The 17,754-nt window shown below is 72.5% G+C and carries 17 protein-coding genes and 1 tRNA gene; 14 read left to right on the top strand and 4 right to left on the bottom strand.

The window, feature by feature from the left end:
• Window positions 1–579: 579 nt before the first annotated feature.
• The 11 genes from ACNTMW_RS28745 to holA all read left to right on the top strand — a co-directional run bounded on the left by ACNTMW_RS28745 (window position 580) and on the right by holA (window position 12,487).
• Window positions 580–1,338 (top strand): carbohydrate-binding protein, encoded by a 759-nt coding sequence (locus tag ACNTMW_RS28745; RefSeq protein ID WP_426637029.1) that lies wholly within the window; start codon window positions 580–582, stop codon window positions 1,336–1,338.
• A gap of 215 nt (window positions 1,339–1,553) precedes the next feature.
• Complete coding sequence (locus ACNTMW_RS28740) at window positions 1,554–2,072, top strand: helix-turn-helix transcriptional regulator (protein WP_426637028.1); 519 nt, start codon at window positions 1,554–1,556, stop codon at window positions 2,070–2,072.
• A gap of 48 nt (window positions 2,073–2,120) precedes the next feature.
• Window positions 2,121–4,652: an aminopeptidase N gene (pepN, locus tag ACNTMW_RS28735; protein WP_426637027.1), complete on the top strand. Its 2,532-nt coding sequence runs from the start codon at window positions 2,121–2,123 to the stop codon at window positions 4,650–4,652.
• Between the two features lie 54 nt (window positions 4,653–4,706).
• The gene (gene nadD, locus ACNTMW_RS28730; protein WP_426637026.1) at window positions 4,707–5,297 is read left to right on the top strand and encodes a nicotinate-nucleotide adenylyltransferase; all 591 of its coding nucleotides are present in this window, start codon (window positions 4,707–4,709) and stop codon (window positions 5,295–5,297) included.
• Window positions 5,298–5,438: 141 nt separating this feature from the next.
• Entirely contained in the window at window positions 5,439–5,891 is a 453-nt protein-coding gene (gene rsfS, locus ACNTMW_RS28725) for a ribosome silencing factor (RefSeq protein ID WP_426637025.1), read from the top strand.
• Entirely contained in the window at window positions 5,888–6,484 is a 597-nt protein-coding gene (locus ACNTMW_RS28720) for a histidine phosphatase family protein (protein WP_426637023.1), read from the top strand. Before rsfS ends, ACNTMW_RS28720 begins: the two co-directional genes overlap by 4 nt.
• A 180-nt stretch (window positions 6,485–6,664) precedes the next feature.
• On the top strand, window positions 6,665–7,096 hold the full coding sequence (locus ACNTMW_RS28715; RefSeq protein ID WP_426637021.1) for a hypothetical protein: 432 nt from the start codon (window positions 6,665–6,667) through the stop codon (window positions 7,094–7,096).
• Between the two features lie 45 nt (window positions 7,097–7,141).
• On the top strand, window positions 7,142–8,002 hold the full coding sequence (locus ACNTMW_RS28710) for a DegV family protein (protein WP_426637020.1): 861 nt from the start codon (window positions 7,142–7,144) through the stop codon (window positions 8,000–8,002).
• 105 nt (window positions 8,003–8,107) lie between these two features.
• Window positions 8,108–9,001, top strand: coding sequence for a ComEA family DNA-binding protein (locus tag ACNTMW_RS28705; RefSeq protein ID WP_426637019.1), 894 nt, complete (start codon window positions 8,108–8,110; stop codon window positions 8,999–9,001).
• Window positions 8,998–11,397, top strand: a complete 2,400-nt coding sequence (locus ACNTMW_RS28700; RefSeq protein WP_426637018.1) for a ComEC/Rec2 family competence protein — start codon at window positions 8,998–9,000, stop codon at window positions 11,395–11,397. The genes ACNTMW_RS28705 and ACNTMW_RS28700 overlap by 4 nt, the downstream gene beginning before the upstream one ends.
• Window positions 11,398–11,503: 106 nt before the next feature.
• Entirely contained in the window at window positions 11,504–12,487 is a 984-nt protein-coding gene (gene holA / locus ACNTMW_RS28695; protein WP_426637017.1) for a DNA polymerase III subunit delta, read from the top strand.
• 300 nt (window positions 12,488–12,787) lie between these two features.
• Here the strand turns inward: holA and rpsT are convergent, their stop codons facing one another.
• Entirely contained in the window at window positions 12,788–13,054 is a 267-nt protein-coding gene (gene rpsT / locus ACNTMW_RS28690; protein WP_426637016.1) for a 30S ribosomal protein S20, read from the bottom strand.
• A 222-nt stretch (window positions 13,055–13,276) separates the two neighbouring features.
• A complete protein-coding gene (locus tag ACNTMW_RS28685; RefSeq protein ID WP_426637015.1) occupies window positions 13,277–14,575 on the bottom strand; it encodes a L,D-transpeptidase in 1,299 nt (432 codons plus the stop codon).
• Window positions 14,576–14,756: 181 nt separating this feature from the next.
• Between ACNTMW_RS28685 and ACNTMW_RS28680 the strand changes: the two genes are divergently transcribed.
• Window positions 14,757–14,832: transfer RNA gene (locus tag ACNTMW_RS28680), tRNA-Lys, on the top strand.
• Between the two features lie 173 nt (window positions 14,833–15,005).
• Here ACNTMW_RS28680 and ACNTMW_RS28675 read toward each other — a convergent pair.
• Window positions 15,006–15,383: a winged helix-turn-helix transcriptional regulator gene (locus ACNTMW_RS28675; RefSeq protein ID WP_426637014.1), complete on the bottom strand. Its 378-nt coding sequence runs from the start codon at window positions 15,381–15,383 to the stop codon at window positions 15,006–15,008.
• Between the two features lie 125 nt (window positions 15,384–15,508).
• Between ACNTMW_RS28675 and ACNTMW_RS28670 the strand changes: the two genes are divergently transcribed.
• Window positions 15,509–16,357 (top strand): SDR family oxidoreductase, encoded by an 849-nt coding sequence (locus ACNTMW_RS28670; protein WP_426637013.1) that lies wholly within the window; start codon window positions 15,509–15,511, stop codon window positions 16,355–16,357.
• Here the strand turns inward: ACNTMW_RS28670 and ACNTMW_RS28665 are convergent.
• Window positions 16,305–17,066: a site-specific integrase gene (locus ACNTMW_RS28665; protein ID WP_426637032.1), complete on the bottom strand. Its 762-nt coding sequence runs from the start codon at window positions 17,064–17,066 to the stop codon at window positions 16,305–16,307. The genes ACNTMW_RS28670 and ACNTMW_RS28665 overlap by 53 nt on opposite strands.
• Window positions 17,067–17,339: 273 nt before the next feature.
• On the opposite strand from ACNTMW_RS28665, the gene ACNTMW_RS28660 reads away from it, so the two are divergent.
• Window positions 17,340–17,684 carry a HEAT repeat domain-containing protein gene (locus ACNTMW_RS28660; RefSeq protein WP_426637012.1) on the top strand — a complete coding sequence of 115 codons (345 nt, stop codon included), beginning with the start codon at window positions 17,340–17,342 and terminating at the stop codon, window positions 17,682–17,684.
• The last annotated feature ends 70 nt before the right edge of the window (window positions 17,685–17,754 follow it).

Below are 17,754 nucleotides of genomic sequence, written 5' to 3'. Positions count from 1 at the left end.
GTACCGGGCCGGCTCCGGCCGGCCCGGTACCACGACGATAGTGCCGCCGGAAGGTCGATGTCCCCGGTCGATCCCCGGTCAGCCGACCGCGCGGGCCCACCCACCGGTACGGGCGACCCCGCACCGGTGGCCCGGTTCCGATCGGCCCCGGTGCCGTACCCGGGTCGGAGGGTTTCCGGCGGGGGCGCCCGCCGGTCGTCCGTGCCCGCTGGTCGTCGTCCGTGCCCGCTGGTCGTCGTCCGTGCCCGCCGGCGGTCCCTCGCGTCCCGGTGTCGCGAATAGGGACGGTAACTGTCAATGACGCCAATGTGACGCGCGCTGATATCCATTCTGCCAGGCGGTAGGAGGGTGGCGGTGGTGCGACTTTTCTGACCGTTCGGTGCGTGTTTCTTCGCCCATTCCTTTGGCAATCCTTAATTCGCCGTCGTGCAATTTTTTATCGATCCCCGAGGCCTTGTCAGAACCGGCGGTCATGGCCGATCGTGGGGCGGGGGTCGGTGCCGGTCTCGATCCGTTCGGATGAGGCGCGGCGGATCTTCGCTGCGCCGGCTGGGCACCCGCTCACAGAGGGGGAGCGCAATGGCCGTCGACAGGCAGCCGCCGGCCCGGCCGGCCCGGCCGGTCTACCGTGGCCAGCACGTGGACGAGATCGACGAGCAGGCGGTCGGCGAGCGCACCCGGACCATCCTCCTCACCGTCGCCATCGGTGGGCTCGGTCTGGTCCTGACCGCCGCCATCCTGTCCCCGCTGCGGGGCGACGACGCCGGTCTGCCGGCTCTGCCCGCGCGGGTGAGCCCGTTGCCGCTGGTGCCGGTGCCCCGCCAGCCTCCGCCATCGCGTGGCCCGGCCGCCCCGACACCGACCGTCGAACCGGCCCCCACCACCCCGTCGGGGACCCCGCCGCGCCGTACGTCGTCGCCGTGGCTGCCCGCGCCGTCCCTGCCGCCGGTGGCCCCGATCAGCTTCGAGGCCGAGGCGGCGGCGAACGTACTCGGTGGGGACGCCCGGGTCCGGGCTGTGGCCGGCGCCTCCGGCGGTCAGGTCATCACCTCGGTCGGCGGCGCCGCGGCGAACTCGTTGCGGTTCGGCCGGATCAGCGTGCCCTTCGACGGCGTGTACGTGGTGGTCGTCCACTACGTGTCCGACGTCGACCGCAGCGTGATCATCAGCGTCAACGACGGGCCGTTCATCCGGCTGGACGTCCCCGGTACGCAGGCCGGCGACCGGGTCGGCGCGCTGGTCCTGCGGGTCCGGCTCGACACCGGTCTCAACAGCATCGAGTTCAGCAACCCGGCGTCGCGCGCCCCGGACATCGACCGCATCGTCGTCAGCTCCTGAGACCGACGGGCCGCCACCGCTGTGCGCGGGTCGGCGTCGGCCCACGCGGTCCCGCGCGGCCACTGGTCCGCGTGGTCCCTGTCCGGCTGGCCCCGTGTCAGTCCTCTCCTGGCCCCTCTTCTGGCCCCGGGGCCGCGCGAGTGGCCGCCCTCTGAGTTCGCTTCTGGCCCCTCCCGATCGCCGCTCCGGCTGGTTGGCTCCCCGCCATGGACGCGATGAGACCCCAGCGGTTCAGCCTCGTGACCGCCCTGCCGGTGGACGGCTCCGCCCGTGAGGCGCTGGCCGAGCGCTGCCCGGACGTGACGGTCACTCCCGACCCGGACGGGCCGGGCGCGCTGGTCGGCTTCGAGCGGGACGCGCCGACGCTCGTCGACGCCGTGGTGTCGGCCGTACGCGACCTCGACGCCGTCGGCGTCCAGGCCCTCGGCGTACGCGACGACGACCTGGTGACCCTGGCGGAGATAGCCGACCGGATCGGCCGCTCGCGGGAGGCGGTACGGCGGTGGGCGGCCGGGCGCACCGGCCCGGGTGCCTTCCCGCCGCCCGCCGACGTGCGGGTCGGTACCGCCCACTACCGGTGGACCGAGGCGGCGCCCTGGCTGCGGCAGCGGCTCGGCGTCCCGGTGCCCGACACGGAGGCCGCCCTGGCCGCGCTCGACCTCGCGCTGCGGCTGCGGGCACTGGCGCCGCGGGTGGCCCGGATGGACGCGATCCGGGCGCTACTGGCGGCGTGACGAGGGGGCAGGCTGGAATGCTGGCACGGACACGGCAGGATGGGCGCCATGCCTAGCCTCACCCGAGCCGAGGCGGCCGAGCGGGCCGCGCTGCTGTCGGTCGACGCGTACGCGATCGATCTGGATCTGACGACCCCGAACGAGGAGTTCGAGGCGACGACGGTGGTGCGGTTCCGCTGCGCGCGGCCCGGCGCGGAGACCTTCGTGGAGATCCGGCCGGCCGCGCTGCACTCGGTGACGCTCAACGGCCGGGCGCTCGACCCGGCGGCCCTCGACGACAACCGGCTGCGGCTGACCGACCTCGCCGCCGACAACGAACTCGTGGTGCGCGCCACGATGACGTACTCCAACAGCGGTGAGGGGCTGCACCGCTTCGTCGACCCGGCCGACGGCGAGGTCTACCTGTACGCCAGCGCGGGTCTGGACAACGCGCAGCGCATCTTCGCCTGCTTCGACCAGCCCGACCTGAAGGCGGCGGTCACGCTGAGCGTCACCGCGCCGCCCGGCTGGACCGTGCTGGCCAACGGCGCGGGCGACCGGGTGGCGCCGGGCCGGTGGCGGTTCGCCCCGATGCCGCCGCTGTCGACGTACCTGGTGACCCTCGTCGCCGGGCCGCTGCACTCCCGGTACACCGAGCACGACGGCATCCCGCTGGGCCTGCACTGCCGGCCGGCGCTCGCCGAGCACCTCGACCGGGACGCCGAGGAACTGTTCGAGATGACGGCCCGATGCCTGGACCGCTACCACGAGCTGTTCGCCTACCGGTACCCGTTCGGCAAGTACGACCAGGCGTTCGTGCCCGAGTTCAACTGGGGCGCGATGGAGAACCCGGGCTGCGTGACGTTCCGGGACGAGTTCGTGTTCCGGTCGGCCGTCACCCGCGCGCAGCGCGCCACCCGGGCGATCGTGGTCGCGCACGAGATGGCGCACATGTGGTTCGGCGACCTGGTGACCATGCGCTGGTGGGACGACCTGTGGCTGAACGAGTCGTTCGCGGAGTACCTGGGGGTACGGGTGGCCGGTGAGGCGACCCGCTTCACCGATGTCTGGACCGACTTCGCGATCAACCGCAAGACCTGGGGGTACGCGGCGGACCAGCGACCCTCCACGCATCCGGTCGCGCCCGAGCGGGTCGACGACGTCGCCGCCGCGCTGCTCAACTTCGACGGCATCTCGTACGCCAAGGGCGCCGCCACGTTGCGCCAGCTCGGTGCGTACCTGGGCGATGAGGCCTTCTTCGCCGGCCTGCGGCGGTACTTCGCCGACCACGCGTACGGCAACGCGACCCTGGCCGACCTGCTCGCCGTGTTCGGTGTGGCCAGCGGCCGGGACCTGTCGGAGTGGGCGGCGCGGTGGTGGCGCGAGAGCGGGGTCACCACGCTTCGCCCGGTCGCGACGGTCGGTCCGGACGGGCGGTACACCGCCGTCACCGTGGTGCAGTCCGCGCCGCCGGCGCAGCCGGTCCTGCGGCCGCACCGGCTCGTCCTCGGCCTGTACGACCGCGACGCCGACGGCCGGGTCACTCGCCGCGAACGGGTCGAGGTCGACGTCGACCCGGTGTCCGACCACGGACAGACTCCGGTGCCGGCGCTGGTCGGCCGGCCTGCCGCGGCGCTGCTGCTGGCCAACGACGAGGACCTCACGTACGCGAAGGTGCGCCTGACCGACACCGAGCTGGCCGCGCTGCCCGACCTGCTGCCGCGGGTCACCGACCCGGCGCCCCGGGCGCTGCTGTGGAGCGCCGCGTGGGAGGCCACGCGGGACGCCGAGACGCCCCCGGCGGCGTTCCTGGACCTGGCCGTCGCCGGGCTGCCGTCCGAGCCGGACATGGCGGTGTTCGCCCAGGTGATGAGCTTCGCGGCGGAGGTGGCGGTCGGCCAGTACCTCCCGCGGGCGCAGCAACCGGCGGCGCTCGCGGCACTCGCGACGATGTGTGAACGGGTCCTCGCCGTCGCGCCGCCCGGCAGCGACCGGCAGCTCGCCGCCGCCCGCGGGTACGCCCAGTGCGCCGACACCGACGGCGCCGGCACGCTACGCGACTGGCTGGCCGGCAAGAACGTGCCCGACGGCCTCGCGGTCGACGCGGAGCTGCGGTGGGCGCTGCTGCGGCGGCTCGTCGTGCTCGGTGCGGCGGACGTGTCCGAGATCGACGCCGAAGCCGAGTCCGACCGCAGCGCGCACGGCGTCCAGCACGCGGCGTGCTGCCGGGCGGCCCTGCCGGACGCCGAGGCCAAGGCGCGGGCCTGGGACGCGATCGTCGCCGACGACGCGCTCTCCAACCGGCTGCGGTTGGCGTACGCCGAGGGGTTCTGGCAGCCGGAGCAGGAGAGCCTGACCGGGCCGTACGTGGCGCGGTACTTCGCGGACATGCCGGCACTGGCCGCCCGGCGCGACGCGCAGATGGTCAACCAGGTGGCGGGTGCGGCCTACCCGAGGTATGCGGTGGCGCCCGCCACGGTCGAGGCCGCCCAGCGCCTGCTCGACCGGGCGGACCTGCCCGCGGTCCTGCGCCGGGTACTGCTGGACCGCACCGACGACCTGCGGCGCGCCATCGCGGCCCGCGCGGCGGCCGGTGGCTGATGCGTGACCGGTGGCCGGCCGGCGGCGTCGGAGCGGCCGGCTACCATGCGCCGGATGGAAAAGCCTCGTCGAGTCGGGATCATGGGCGGCACCTTCGACCCGATCCACAACGGTCACCTGGTCGCCGCGAGTGAGGTCGCCGACCTGTTCGACCTCGACGAGGTCGTCTTCGTGCCCACCGGCCAGCCGTGGCAGAAGTCCGACGCGAAGGTCAGCCCGGCCGAGGACCGGTACCTGATGACCGTGATCGCGACGGCGTCCAACCCGCGGTTTCACGTCAGCCGGGTCGACATTGAGCGCCACGGGCCGACGTACACCGTCGACACGCTGCGCGACCTGCGCGAGTCGTACGGGCCGGACACCGAGCTGTACTTCATCACGGGCGCCGACGCCCTGGAGAAGATCCTGTCGTGGAAGGACGCCGACCAGATCTTCTCGCTGGCCCACTTCGTGGGGGTCACCCGACCGGGGTTCGAGCTGAGCGACGCGCATCTGCCCGCCGACACGGTGAGCCTGGTCCAGGTGCCGGCGATGGCGATCTCGTCGACCGACTGCCGGGAGCGGGTCGCTGCGGGTAAGCCGGTGTGGTATTTGGTCCCCGACGGAGTGGTGCAATACATCGCAAAGCGCCATTTGTACCGGTAGGTCCCAGATATCGAAGCGGCACTTCAGGCGTACACGTGAGAGGCTTGAACCTCGGGCGGTGCTGGTGGCCGCCGATGGGGGCCGACCACCCACCGCCCGCACTGCGCTGAACGGCGCGAACGTTACGACGAGAGGAGTCCGGTGCCCGCAAACGAGCGCGCCCGCGAACTGGCCCTGGCCGCCGCACAAGCGGCCGCCGACAAGAAGGCACAGGACATCGTGATCCTGGACGTGGGCGACCAACTCGTGATCACCGATGCGTTCCTGCTCGCGTCGGCGCCGAACGAACGTCAGGTTCTCGCGATCGTGGACGCGATCGAGGAGAGGCTGCTCGAACTGCCCGAGAAGGCCAAGCCGGTACGCCGTGAGGGGGAGCGCGCCGGCCGCTGGGTGCTGCTGGACTACGTCGACATCGTGGTGCACGTCCAGCACACCGAGGAGCGGGAGTTCTACGCGCTCGACCGGCTGTGGAAGGACTGCCCGACCATCCCGTTCGTCGACCGGGACCTGGTCTCCGCCGAAAGCGGCCGTGGCGGCGCTGCCGCCGAGGGAGGTCGCGGCGACACCGCCGGAGAAGCGAACGGGACGGCGTGACCCGGCTCCTGCTGTGGCGGCACGGGCAGACCGAGTGGAACGCCGCCGACCGGATACAGGGGCAGTCCGACGTCGATCTCAGCGAGGTGGGGCGGGCGCAGGCCGAGGCCGCCGCGGTCCGGCTCGTCGACCTGCACCCCGACCTGATCGTCGCCAGTGACCTGCGCCGGGCGGCCGACACCGCCGCGGCACTCGCCGCCGTCACCGGTCTCAGCGTCTCCTACGACCCCCGGCTGCGGGAGCGTCACTACGGCAGCTGGCAGGGCCTGACCAACGCGGAGATCGCCGCGCGGTGGCCCGAGGAGCACGCGCGGTGGCGCGCCGGGCAGCCGATACGCGAGTTCGGCATCGAGGACCTCGACGAGGTCGGCAAGCGGATGGCCGACGCGTTGCACGACGTGAGTGCCGCCGCCCCGGGCAGCACGATCGTCGTGGCCAGCCATGGCGGCGCCATCCGGCGTGCCGTGGTCGCGATGCTCGACTGGCCGGACCCGGTGCTGCGTACCCTCGGCATCCTCACCAACTGCCACTGGGCCGAACTGCGCCTGGACCCTCGGCGAGGCTGGCAGCTGCGGTCGTACAACGCGGGCTGACCTCTCCGGCCCGCCGCCGTTCCCCGGGGCCTTGTTCCCCGGGGCCTTGTTCCCCGGGGCCTTGTTCCCCGGGGCCTTGTTCCCCGGGGCCTTGTTCCCCGGGGCCTTGTTCCCCCGGGCCTTGTTCCCCGGAGCCTTGTTCCCCGGAACCGGCAGCCGGCCGGTGGCGTCCGAACAGGCATGGGAGTCCGTCGCCGCTTCGCCACCAGCCTGCTCGTCCCGCTGTTCGCCGCCGGTCTGATGACCGGATGCGCCTCGGGCACCGGGACACCGGGCACCGCCGCCAGCGGAGAGTCCAGCGGATCCGTGTCCGCCCCCGGCTCGGTACCCCCGACGGCAACCCCGTCCACCGGCCCGTCCGGCGCTCCGTCCGCAGGCGCCGGCCCGTCGGCCGGGGCTGAGTTGACCCTCTCCGGACAGGTGGAGGCCGGTGTCGAGCCCGGATGCCTGCTGCTGCGCAGCGGCGGGCAGAGTTACCTGCTCATCGGCGGCGACCGGACCGTGGTGAAGGCCGGCAACAACCTCGTCGTCCGTGGCCACATCGCCGATGACGTCATGAGCCACTGCATGCAGGGCCGGCCGTTTTGGGTCGACGAGGCCCGACCGGCGTGAGCGCGACGCGTTTCTGATTCGCCCGCGATCGGTTAACGTGCCGACATGGCCGGTACGTCAGAGCACATCGCTGTGGTCACCGACAGCACCACCTACCTGCCGGACACGCTCGCGGTGGAGGCCGGCCTCACCGTCGTACCGCTCACCGTCGTCATCGACGGCGTACCGGGCCTGGAAGGCATCGACATCACCCCGGCCGACGTCGCGAAGGCGCTCGAGACCCGGCGTACCCATGTGACGACGTCCCGGCCGGCGCCGGGCGCGTTCGCCGAGACCTACCGGCAACTGTTCGACGCCGGTGCGGCCGGTGTCGTGTCCATTCACCTGTCCGCGCAGCTGTCGGGTACCTGCGAGGCCGCCCGCCTGGCCGCGGACGAGTTCGACGGCCGTGTCGAGGTGATCGACTCCTGCTCCGCCGGGATGGGGCTGGGCTTCCCGGCCCTGGCCGCCGCCGAGACCGCCGCCGCGGGCGGGACCCTCGCGGAGGTACGCGATGCCGCCCTCGCCGTGATCGACCGCACCGGCGCCCTGTTCTACGTCGACACGCTGGAGTACCTGCGGCGCGGTGGGCGTATCGGAGCCACCTCGGCGCTGCTCGGTACGGCGTTGTCGGTCAAGCCGATCCTGCGCCTCGCCGATGGCGGGATCGTCGTCAGCGACAAGGTCCGCACCGCCAGCCGTGCCCTGAGCCGGCTCGCCGACCTGGCGGTCGAGTCCACGGCGGACGCCGACGTCGACATCGCCGTGCACCATCTCGCGGCCACGCAACGGGCCGAGGAGTTGCAGCGGTCGCTCACCACACGGCTGGGCGAGCGGGTCCGCCGGGTGTACGCGACCGAGGTGGGCGCGGCCGTCGCCGCCCACACCGGTCCCGGCCTGATATGCGTGGTCGTCAGACGCCTGTAGCACATCCGGCCGGGACGCCTTGGGTTGTCCACAGGCACCCTCGCTGTCCACAGGTTCCCTGCCGGGGACGGCGGCGATGGCCCCGTCCGTCCTAGGTTCCGGCGCATGTTCGCATCGCACCGAGACAGCATTGACGACGTACGGGAGCGGTTCATCCGGGTCGTCGGCCTGCCGGAGGGCGACGACGCCGACGAGTCACCGCCCGCCGGCCCGCCCGCGACCGGCCCGGCGCCGTCGGTGGCCGGCCCGGTGTTCCGGCCTGGCGACGCGGGGCACGCGGCGCCGCTGTCGGGTGGGGCAGGACCGGTCCCGGCCGTGTCGGCGTGGCCGGCCGAGGACGGGCAGCCGATACCGCCGGTCCCGGCCGGCGGCCTGCGCGGGGTGCTGGGCGCGTTCGACCCTGGCCGCCGAGGCGTCCGCGCACTCGCCGTCGTCGCGCTGGTCGCGGTGGCCGTGGCGGGCGTTCTGGCCTGGCGGGCCAGGCCCCATGTGGAACCGGTCGCCACCCGGCTCGAGCCGTCGTCACCGGCCGCGGGGTCTGTCGGGCCCTCCGGTGTCGTCGTGGTCGCGGTGACCGGTCGGGTACGGCAGCCCGGCCTGATCCGCCTGCCCGCGGGGGCGCGGGTCGCCGACGCGATCGACGCGGCCGGTGGGGCACTTCCCGATACCGACCTGTCGCTGGTGAACCTCGCCCGCAAGCTGGCCGACGGGGAACTCGTCGCGATCGGGATCACCCCGCCGCCCGCTGCCGCCGGGCCGGCCGCTGCCGCCGGCCCGGCCGGTGGCGGATCGCCCGGGCAGGGAACCGGCCCGCTCAACCTCAACACCGCAACCGCGGCCCAGCTCGAGGCGCTGCCGGGAATCGGCCCGGTACTGGCGCAACACATCATCGACTACCGAACCGCGCACGGACAGTTCCGTTCGGTCGACGAACTACGGCAGGTCGACGGCCTCGGCAATGCCCGGTTCAACCAGATCAAGCCGCTGGTGACGGTGTGAGCGCGGGGGAGTACCCGGATCTGCGGCTGGCCGGCGCGGCCGTGGGTACCTGGCTGGCCGCGTTCGCCGGGCTGCACCTGTCCTGGCGGGCCGGAGCGGTGGTCGGGCTGGCGGCCCTCGTCGCGGCCCTCGCCACCGTGTCGGTCGGCACCCGCCCCGTGTCCGCCGGCTCCGGTGCGGGCTCCGAGGCCGTCCCCGGTGCGGGCTCCGACGCCGTCCCCGGTGCCCTGACCGGTGTGCTGATCGGTGTCCTGATCGGTGTCGTCGCGGGCGCCGGGGTGACCGCGTGCCGGGTGGCGCTGCGGGACGCGGACCCGGTCACCGCGCTGGCCCGCGAACGTGCCGAGGTCCGAGCCGACCTGGTCGTCACCGACGATCCGCGCCTCGCCCGGGGTGTCGCCGGCCGGCCCGGTCAGTACGTGGTCGCCGCCGACCTCACCCGGCTGGAGGTGACCGGCCGGCCGGCCCTGCGCCTGTCGGTGCGGGTACTCGTGCTCGGCGGAGACCCCGCATGGCAGGGAGTGCTGCCCGGTCAGCGGGTCGTGGCCGAGGGCCGGATCGGTTCGGCGCGCGGCGGGGACCTGCGCGCGGCTGTCCTGTCGGTACCGGCCGCACCGCGGCTCGTCGGCCGGCCGTCCTGGGCGCAGCGGGCGGCCGGTACGCTGCGCAGCGGCCTGCAACGGGCCTGCGCCCCGCTTCCGGACGAGCCGGGTGGGCTCCTGCCCGGCCTGGTCGTCGGCGACACCACCCGCCTGGAGCCGGCGGTCGCGGAGGACTTCCGTACCACCGGCATGACGCATCTGCTCGCGGTCAGCGGGTCGAACGTGGCGATCGTGCTCGGCGTCGTGCTCGGGCTGGCCCGTTGGTGCCGGGCCGGTCCCCGGTTGGCCGCTGCCATCTGCGCCGTCGCCCTGGTCGGCTTCGTGATCCTGGTCCGGCCGTCGCCGAGCGTCCTGCGTGCGGCGGCCCTCGGCGCCCTCGCACTACTGGCCCTGGCGAGCGGACGACCGCGTTCGGCGGTACCCGGGCTGGCCGCCGTCGTGATCGTGCTGGTTCTCGTCGACCCCCAACTGGCCGGCGAGCCGGGCTTCGCTCTCTCGGTGCTCGCCACGGCGGGTCTGCTGCTGCTCGCGCCGGGGTGGCGGGACGCGCTGCGCCGCCAGCGGGTACCGGCCGGGCTGGCGGAAGCGGTCGCCGTACCCGCCTCCGCCCAGTTGGCCTGCGCCCCGGTGATTGCCGCACTGTCGGGCGGTGTCGGGCTCGCGGCCGTACCGGCCAACCTGCTCGCGGTACCGGCTGTCCCGCCGGCCACCGTGCTCGGGGTCGCCGCCGCACTGCTGTCACCGGTCTGGCCGGCCGGCGCCGGTTTGGCCGTGTGGCTGGCATCCTGGCCGGCCCGCTGGATCATCCTCGTCGGCCACTACGGCGCGCAGACCCCCGCCGGGGTGGCGCCGTGGCCCGCCGGGGCGGTGGGTGGCCTGCTGCTCGCGGCCGTCCTCGCGGCGCTGCTGGTAGCCGGCCGGTACCGGCCGGTGCGCCGGTTGGCCGCCGTGGTGACGGTCGCGGCCGTCATCGGTACCGTGCCGATCCGGCTCGCCGCCCCCGGCTGGCCGCCGCCGGGGTGGCTGCTCGTGGTGTGTGACGTGGGGCAGGGCGACGCGGCGGTGCTGCCGGTCGCGCCCGGCCGGGCGGTCGTCGTCGACGCCGGCCCCGAGCCGGCCGCCGTGGACGGTTGCCTGCGCCGGCTCGGCATCCGTGAGGTACCCCTGCTGGTGGTCAGCCACTTCCACGCCGACCACGTCGGAGGCGTGGACGGCGTGTTCCGGGGCCGTCGGGTAGGTGCCGTGGTCACCACCGCCCACCCGGAACCGGCTACCGGTCGCCGCCAGGTGCTGGCCGCCGCCGCGGCGCATCGGACGCCGGTACGGCAGGCGATGCCCGGTGAACGATATGCCGGCGGGGACCTGCGACTGGTTGTCGTCGGCCCCGACCGGACGCTGGTCAACACCAGGTCAGACCCCAACAACAACTCCCTGGTCCTGCGCGTCACGATCGGCCGGCACTCGCTGCTGCTGGCCGGCGACGCGGAGGAGGACGAGCAGCAGAGCCTGCTGGGCGCCCAGGTACGCGTCGACGTGCTCAAAGTGAGCCACCACGGGTCGGCCTTCCAGAGTCCCGCGTTCCTCGACGCGGCCCGGCCAGCGATCGCATTCGTCTCGGTCGGCGTGGGCAACGTCTACGGCCATCCCAACCCGGGCGTACTCGACCGGCTGGCCCGGGGTGGGGCGCGGGTACTGCGTACCGACCGGTCGGGCGACCTGGCCGCCGTCGACGCCGGCGGCCGGCTGGCCGTGGCGGTCCGCGGCGCGCCGGGCGGCACCGGCCAACGCCGCTAGTCGTCCTCGCGGCCGGGGTACGGCGGTCATCACCGCCCGGCGCGGGTGCCGTCGCCGCTCAGTGCAACGGACCGGGCGGCCGTGCGACGATGGCTGCCGTGCGACGATGGCTGCCGTGCCGCCACAACTGTCCGCCGACGTACGTCTCGTCCTCGGTGACGAGGAACTCCTCGTGGCCCGGGCGGTGAGCGAGGCGATCGCCGTCGCCCGCGCCGCCGAACCCGACGCGGAGGTACGCCAGTACGCCGCCAGCGATCTCGTGCCCGGCGAGTTGGCCGAGATGACCAGCCCGTCGCTGTTCGGCGGCCGGCGGATCCTGGTCGTCCGCGGCGGTCAGGACGCCAAGAAGGACCTGGCTGCCGCGCTGCTCGCATACGCCCGCGACCCGGACCCGGACGTGTCCCTGGTGATCACGCATGCCGGCGGGGCCAAGGGCAAGGCCCTCGCCGACGGGCTGAAGGCAGGCGGCGCCAAGGTCATCCCCGCTGGGAAGATCACAAAGCATCGGGAGCGGGTCGACTTCGTCCGGGCCGAGGTGCGCCGACTCGGCGGAAAGTGTGCGGAGGACGCGGCCGAGGCCCTGATCGCTGCGGTCGGCAACGACCTGCGGGAACTGGTAGCCGCCTGCTCCCAGTTGGTGGCCGACACCGACGGGCGGATCGACGCCGGCACCGTCGCCCGCTACTACCGGGGACGGGCCGAGGTCAGCGGCTTCACCGTGGCGGACGCGGCCATGGTCGGTGACGTACCCGCCGCGCTGGAGGCGCTGCGCTGGGCGCTGCACGTGGGGGTCGATCCGGTACCGATCGCGGACGCGCTGGCCGACGGCGTGCGGACGGTCGCCCGGGTGGCCTCGGCCGGGCGCGGCAACGCCTACCAGTTGGCCAGCGCGCTCGGCATGCCGGCCTGGAAGATCGAACGTGCCCAGCGCCAAGCGCGTGGCTGGACTCCCGACGCGCTCGTCGACGCGATGCGGGTGGCCGCCGAGTGCAACGCCGCCGTCAAGGGCGGATCCGAGGACCGCGGGTACGCCCTGGAGCGTGCGGTCTTCGCGGTCGCGGCGGCCCGGAACGGCGCCGCGGCGCGGTGAGCACGGGTGGCCGCACGACGAGCGGCCACCAGGTCAGCAGCCCACCGGCTCACCGGCTCACCGGCTCACCAGGTCACCGGCGTCCCCGGCAGGTCATCGGCGCACCAGGTCACCGGTAGGTCACCGGCCCGCCAGGTTAGCGGCTCCCAGATGAGCGGTCTGCCTGGCCTGCCGCATGACGATCCGCCGGTTGGCAGCACCGCCAAGTGGGTGGCTCTGATCGGCCGATTGCAGGTACGCCAAAACGCCGCCGGGCCCAGAGGGCCGGGCGGCGTTGCGAGGCGTCGAACGGTGGGTAGCTCAGGCAGCCAGCGACGACAGCCGCTTGGCGATAGCGGACTTGCGGTTGGCCGCCTGGTTCTTGTGGATGACGCCCTTGCTCGCGGCCTTGTCCAGCCGGCGCGCGGCGTCGCGCATCAGCGCGGCCGCCTGCTCGGTGTCACCGGCGGCGGCGGCTTCATTGAACTTGCGGACAGACGTCTTCAGCGCAGACTTGACCGACTTGTTACGCAGCCGGCGCTTCTCGTTCTGCCGGTTGCGCTTGATCTGGGACTTGATGTTCGCCACGCGACAGCCTCGTCAAGGTAGTTCGGGTTGGAATCAAACGCGCACATTGAGGCAGCGCCTCACAGCGCGCGAAAAGCCAGGCTATCAGGTGCGGCGGCGGCGGGCCAAAACGGCGGCCGCCGTCGGGCTGGGCCTGCCCTGGGCGGCCGTCGGGCTGGGCCTGCTCCGGGCCCCGTCGCCGGCCCGTCACCGGCCCGCTCTGGTTCACGGGCCGGTAGCGGCTCAGGACGCAGAGGGCTGCGCCGAGGGTTGTGCCGAGGTCGACCCGCTCGCGGCGGCATCCGGTCCGCCCGGGCTCATGGGTCGGGGGAGAGCACTGCCCTTGAGGTACTCCTCCCAGCTGACGTTCCAGTCCGTCCAGCCGTCACCCCAGTCCAGGCCGCGCTCGGTGCCCTTGACGATCACCGGGTCGCCGATGTGCGTCTGGTGCCACAGCCAGTCGGCGTTCTCCGTGGACACGTTGGTGCAGCCATGCGAGACGTTGCGCTGGCCCTGGTCGGCGACCGACCACGGAGCCGCGTGGATGTACTGTCCGCCCCAGGTCAGCCGCTGCGGCCAGAAGACCTTCGTGCGGTATCCGTCAGCCGAGCCGACCGGTACGCCGTAGGTGGACGAGTCGAACCACTCCCACTCGTTCTTGACCATGACGATCATGTTGCCGCTGGACGAGGGGGCGCTCGGCTTGCCCAGGCTCACCGGCATCGTCTTGACTTCCTGGTCGTTGCGGGTGACCGACATCATCTTGGTCGCGTTGTCGATCGTCATCACGAACTTGTCGCCGATGGAGGCGCGTACGGTGATGTCGGCCGCGCCGTATGCGCCGCCGCCGAACGGCAGGCCGCCGGTGGCGAGCCGGATCGACAGTTTCGTGCCCGCCTTCCAGTACTCCCGGGGCCGGTAGTGCACCTCGTGGGCGTTGAACCAGTTCCAGGCACCCTCCTGGGCCGGCTCGCTGGAGACGAAAAGTCGCTTCTCGACGTTGGCCCGCTGGTCCGCGGGTACGTCGCTGTCAAAGTTGATCACCACCGGCATGCCGACGCCGTAGATCATGTCGTCGCCGAGTTGGCTGCGTACCGACACGAAGCTGCCGGGCCGGTCCATCGTGGTGAACGCCACCGTCTTGGTGGCCTGTTTGCCGTCGGCGCCGACGGCCGAGACCGCGGCCGTGTACCGGGTGGAGTACTTCAGTTGGGTGCCCGGTACCCACGACGAACCGTCAGCCCGCAACGCGCCTTCGACCGCCGCACCGGCGGCGTCGGTGAGGGTGACGGCGGCCGACTGCGCGTTCTGGGTGGTGAAGGCGATCTCCGCCGAGGTGGGCACGTCCGTGGCGCCGTCGGCGGGGAAGCTGACGGCGGCGGTCGGCGCCGGTGGGGTACTGGGTGACGAACCACCGGGGCGCGGTGTGCCCTTGGCGCCCGGCGAGGCCCGGTCGGAGCCGCACGCGCCGACGGTCAGGAGCGCGACCAACGCCACCACCGTCGCGATCCACCGTTGCCCTCGGATTGCCGACTGCCCCATGTTCATCTCCCCGGTCCCGTACTCGGGAGTAATGGTGCCCCAGTCGCGCACTCCCGTGGGCTCCCGTCCGTGCCCGCCCGTGGGCTCCGTCCGTGCCCGTCGGCGGGGCACGCGGCGGGATGAGGGGAACTGATTGGGAGGTGCTGGAGAGGGCGTGCTATGGTTCTCTCCGTTCCGGTGAGCGCCGCTAGCTCAACTGGCAGAGCAGCGGACTCTTAATCCGCGGGTTCGGGGTTCGAGTCCCTGGCGGCGCACCACAGGAAACAGGCCCTGATCTGGCGATACGTGCCAGATCGGGGCCTGTTTTGTATGTGCCGGCTGCAGGTGGGTGCTCGGGAGCGGTTGGACCAGCGGGTGGCTCGGCACTACCCGCCCGACTGGACGGCGAACATGCCGAGGGAGGCGGCTGACCTGCCGGGCCGCCCGAGGGTCAGGCGGCCGAGCCGCGGCGCTCCTGCTGGGCGTCGTAGCGGGACCGGGCGGCGAGCACATCGCCGAGGTGGTCGGTCGCCCACGCTTCGAGTCCGGCGACCAGGTCGAGCACGCTGCGGCCCAGGTCGGTCAGGGCGTAGTCGACCCTCGGCGGCACCGAGGCGTGCACGGTACGCGTCACCAGCCCGTCGCGCTCCAGCCCGCGCAGTGTCTGGGTGAGCATCTTCTGGCTCACCCCTTCGATGCGCTGCGCGAGCTCGCTGTACCGCTTCAACCCGTCGGCGAGCATGATGACGACGAGGACGCTCCACCGGTCGCCGATCCGGTCGAGGACCTGCCGGCTTCCACAATTCTTGGCGTACGGACTGGGTTCCACCTGTTTACTTTCCATCAGAAAGTAACAAACTTCAAGGTGCCTACTCTCCAACGGGAAGTATTCGTCGCCGCTCCTGGTTGCTGACCGGCGACAGATCATTTCGGTAGTCCGTGAGGGAGTTCCCCATGCCCATCGTCGTCACCGGCGCGACCGGTCACCTCGGCCGCCTCATCGTGGAGTCGCTGTCGCGCCGCGGCGTCCCGGCCGATCAAATCGTGGCCACCGGCCGGGACGTGGCCAAGATTTCCGACCTCGCCGAGCGCGGCGTGGTCGTGAAGCAGGCCGACTACAACGACATCGACTCGCTGCGGGCCGCGTTCGCCGGCGCCGACAAGCTGGCGTTCGTCTCCGGCAGTGAGGCCGGGCAGCGGGTGCCGCAGCACCGCAACGTCGTCGCCGCGGCCAAGGACGCCGGCGTCGGGCTGGTGGCCTACACCAGCATCGCCAACGCCGAAACCTCGAGCCTGATCCTCGCCGGCGAGCACAAGGCGACCGAGCAGGAGATCATCGCCTCCGGTCTGCCGTACGTGTTCCTGCGCAACAGCTGGTACATCGAGAACTACACCCCGCAGCTGCCGACCTACCTCGAGCACGGAATCGTCGGGGCGGCCGGCGATGGCAAGGTCAGCGCCGCCACCCGTGCCGACTACGCCGAGGCCGCTGCCGCGGCGCTCACCACCGACGGCCACGCCAACAAGGTGTACGAGCTGGGCGGCGCGCCGTTCACCATGGCCGACCTGGCCGCCGAAGTGTCGAAGCAGAGCGGCAAGCAGGTCACCTACACCGACCTGCCGGTCGAGAAGTACACCGAGGTGCTGGTCGGCCTCGGTCTGCCCGAGCAGTTCGCGGCTGTCCTCGCCGACGGCGACCGCGGCCTCGCCCAGGGCGAACTGTACGTGGAGGACAACGACCTGGAGCAGCTCATCGGCCGCAAGCCGACCTCGCTCGCCGACGCCATTCGCGCCGCGCTCTGATCTCCACCGCCCGTGCCCTCTCCATCTCCGGAAGGGCACGGGCGGGGCCGTCCGCGCTGCCTTCCTGGCAAACACGCGGGAGGTCGGCGACCCGGAACAGGTGGCTGAGGCGCTCGGTGACGATGCGGCTGCGTCCGGGGCACGAGGCTGGTGGTGGCGCCGCCTCCACGTAGATCTGCTTGGTGATGGTGGGGGAGCTGTGACCGAGCACGTCCTGGATCTTCTCGATCGGCACGCCCTGCTCGTAAAGCAGCGTGGCGAAGGAGCGCCGCAGATCGTGGAAGCGGACGTGCCGCAAGCTGGCCCGGCCGAGTAGCCGGTATAAATGCCGGTTGAGGTTGCGCGGCTCGATCGGCGTACCAATGGTCGTGGTGAACACCAGCCCGGACTCTTTCCAGTCCTTCCCTGCCGTCTTTCGTTCGGCGTCCTGCGCGGCCCGGTGCTGACGAAGCGCGGCCAGGCAGGGAGCGGGCAGACCGATGGCGCGTTCCGACTCGTCGGACTTGACCGGGCCGAACACGAGCTGGCCGCCGAGACGTTGCAGCGTTTGCCGAACAGAAATGACACCGTCGACCAGGTCCACGTCCTGCCACCGCAGCTCGAGCGCTTCGCCCCGACGCAACCCGGGCGCCAGCGCGACCGCATACAGCGCGTAGAGCCGGTCGTCCCGCGCCGTCTTCAGCAGCCGTTTGGCCTCCTCACCGGTCAGGGGGAGCGAACCGCGGCCGGTACCGGTGTGCCAACTTGAGGTTATGGGGCGGGTCCTCCGCCAGGAGCCCGTCCACCACCGCGTCCGGTAGCGCTGCCCGGATCATCCGGTGCAGGTGCCGCACCGTGCCGTCGGAGGGGAACGACTCGCAGCACTGACGGGGACGTTTGGCGCAGCAACGGGCCGATCCACCGGTGGCGACCCGGTGCCCGCGCCCGCGCCGCGTGACGCCTTGGCCCAGTCGGGGAGCGGCAACGCAGTACCGTCTCCGGCGTGACCGACCGCTTCCGTCACGCGATGCGGCTCATGCGACGCCACGACCCGCAGTCGCAAGAAGACGGCTTCGCGCTGCTCCGGACCCACGCTGGTGAACACCTCGACCAACTCATCGCCGAATTCCACCAGGAGCACGACCAAGGCTTGCGCTGCTGGCTGCTCGAACTCATCGGCGCCGCCCGCGATGAACGTGCACTGCCATTGCTTGCCGAGCAGCTGCACAGCCCGGATGAGTCACTGCGGTCGTGGGCAGCCAGCGGGCTTCGGCGACTCAACAACCGCCAGGCGCGCCGACTGCTCTACGAAGCAGGGCTCTACGAAACCAAGCCGCAGCTCGACTGAAGCACGTGGACAGCTCCAGTCACACGACGCGTGAAGAGCCAAAAGCAGGGGCCTTAAGCTCCGGGATGGC

Origin of the sequence: Planosporangium spinosum (assembly GCF_049999945.1) — a bacterium.
Lineage (GTDB): Bacteria > Actinomycetota > Actinomycetes > Mycobacteriales > Micromonosporaceae > Planosporangium > Planosporangium spinosum.
The sequence above is the reverse complement of the archived record's forward strand: the minus strand, read 5'-3'. Positions and strand labels throughout refer to the sequence as shown.